The 2,299-nt window shown below is 34.9% G+C and carries 3 protein-coding genes; 2 read left to right on the plus strand and 1 reads right to left on the minus strand.

Annotated elements, in window-relative coordinates:
- Positions 1-647: IS3 family transposase (locus A9G44_RS09990; RefSeq protein ID WP_065610799.1), on the plus strand; the 647-nt coding region annotated here is incomplete at its 5' end.
- A 35-nt stretch (positions 648-682) separates the two neighbouring features.
- Here A9G44_RS09990 and A9G44_RS13730 read toward each other — a convergent pair.
- Complete coding sequence (locus A9G44_RS13730) at positions 683-775, minus strand: helix-turn-helix domain-containing protein (protein ID WP_143426383.1); 93 nt, start codon at positions 773-775, stop codon at positions 683-685.
- 476 nt (positions 776-1,251) lie between these two features.
- On the opposite strand from A9G44_RS13730, the gene A9G44_RS09995 reads away from it, so the two are divergent.
- Positions 1,252-2,299, plus strand: a 1,048-nt coding sequence (locus A9G44_RS09995) for a hypothetical protein (protein ID WP_179854842.1), incomplete at its 3' end; no start/stop codon positions are given.

Here is a 2,299-nt window from a genome sequence, read left to right on the forward strand (position 1 = left end):
GCTGGGGCTTTCCTAAATGCTTTAATCGTATCAGAAAGCTCGGCTATCAATGGAACCATAAGCGTGTTTATCGGGTGTATTGTGAATTAAAGCTTAATCTCAGAGTAAAACGAAAAAAACGCATTCCTCCACGATGCCCGGAAAAGCTATTGGTGCCTAATAAACAAGGTGAATGTTGGTCAATGGATTTTATGAGTGATAGTAGCCGTAATCAACGTCGCTTTAGGACATTCAATGTTATCGATGACTTTAATCGTGAGGCGCTAGGGATTGATATTGCAGTAAGTTTACCAGCAGGAAGGATTACCCGTTACTTAGATAAACTGGCTGAATATCATGGATATCCATTAAAAATACGGGTCGATAATGGGCCAGAATTTACAGGAAAAACCTTTATAAACTGGGCTAAATCACATAATATAACCATTGATTATATCCAGCCTGGTAGCCCTTATCAAAATGGCTATATTGAACGATTTAATCGTACCTATCGTACTGAAGTACTCGATTTATATCTTTTTAACAACTTAGCACAAGCAAGGAAAATAACCGAAGAATGGCTAACGATTTATAACACCGAAAGACCGCATGAGGCATTAAATAACATGACACCGATTGAGTATAAAACACTAAAACAAGCAGCTTAATTTTCTACGTGAGTTGTGTACTAAGTTTGGGGCATTTACAGCTGGGCTATCTCTTTTTTATTCTTTCCGGCTTGTAATAATACGAAAATCTGGTATCTTTCCTTCCTAGAAAGGTGATTATAATACATAGCAATCTCCAAACTGTGGTGGTGCGAAGGTGCTAGTATAAATCACCTTTCTACTTTCTTCACTCCACCGTGTTTAAAATTGCACTTCATGTTTGAATCCAGGTTTTTTGTGAAAGAAATAACATTTATATCAATACTTTACCAAACATTATTATTTGGCGTGCTAATTTCGCTTAGGTGACGGCACATCCTGATGAAGGAAAAGAGTTAATGGAATTTAATTCTTCTATTTTTCATTTTTCTTATAATACTCTGTTTTATTGAGCCGAGTGTGTTTTATCACAAGATAAAAACTCAGCACATCCAAAAACAAAATCAAGTATCTTAATAAATCTTAACAAAATTTTTAGTTAAAAATGTAGCCAAATTTTTTTTAAACATTATAATTTTAAAAATTAGAATTAATTCAGCTATATTTTATAGATTATAGATCGTTAAAAAAATAAAATAAAACAATATATTACTTTACAAAAGGGATGTTATGCAGTATACTTATCAACACCAGACACCAGCACTGGCAAACCTATGTCTTAAATTTATTAAATAACCACGTTAGACGAGTTTTTACACTTACTTCATTTTTAGCATCGAAATTATCCATACAATTATCTACAAAAAAAACGTTGATATTAGTGCCATTGTTGTTATTGCCGTATTCGCCTAATTTGCAGGCATTAACTGCGCATACTAGTAATGTTATAGAAGGTAGTGCACCATATTTAACATTTGATGGTGGTAAAACTAAAGCGATCACAACCGATGATTTATTGAATATCACTCTATTGGATGGAACAATAGTTACTCCATCAACCAATACATCAAGCGTAACAAATCCAATAACTTTACCTAAAGGAAGTACTTTAAGTGATATTCACATGTTGATTCCCTCATCAGTTGATTCAGTCAGTTTAAATGATATAGTGAACACTTATCATTATTGGGGCGATGATGATGGTGATGGTCAGGGAATAAATGGCGTAACCGCAAAAGGAAATCTATCTGCTTATTTTTCCGATAAAAATGGTAATGCTGTTAGTCGTAATGATATTTTAGATATTTGTAAAGCACCTTATAAGGTGATATTAAGTAGTACAGAGGGGTCTTTAAAAACACAGTACGGTGTACCAGATACAAATTATTTCCACCGTCAATCGGTGGAGTACTACATCAGCCCAAATTTACCTCCTAAAATCTGTCATGTAAGACCAAATCTAACCTATGGTGCAGGTGATTACGCTGGTCCAGCTAATATTTGGAATCCAACTAAAGGATTTCTAGTTCAATCAACTAATCCAACATTTTACGAATTAAATTTTCCGACAACAGGTGCAGATGGTTTGTACTTTGATTTAGACATAGGTGGAGGTAGTCAGTTGACTTGGACTCCTGTTACACATGGGGGAATAACAGCTACTGTGACAAGGACGTTACCAAATGCAGGCGATAATTGGATATCCAATCATTCAGTAGAGGTAATGCGCGTTACGTTAACGGGTCCTAGGGCAAGTGATAACCAAAAAAGCT

The sequence above is a fragment of the Gilliamella sp. Occ4-3 genome, from assembly GCF_001690675.1.
GTDB classification, from domain to species: Bacteria; Pseudomonadota; Gammaproteobacteria; order Enterobacterales; family Orbaceae; genus Gilliamella; species Gilliamella bombi.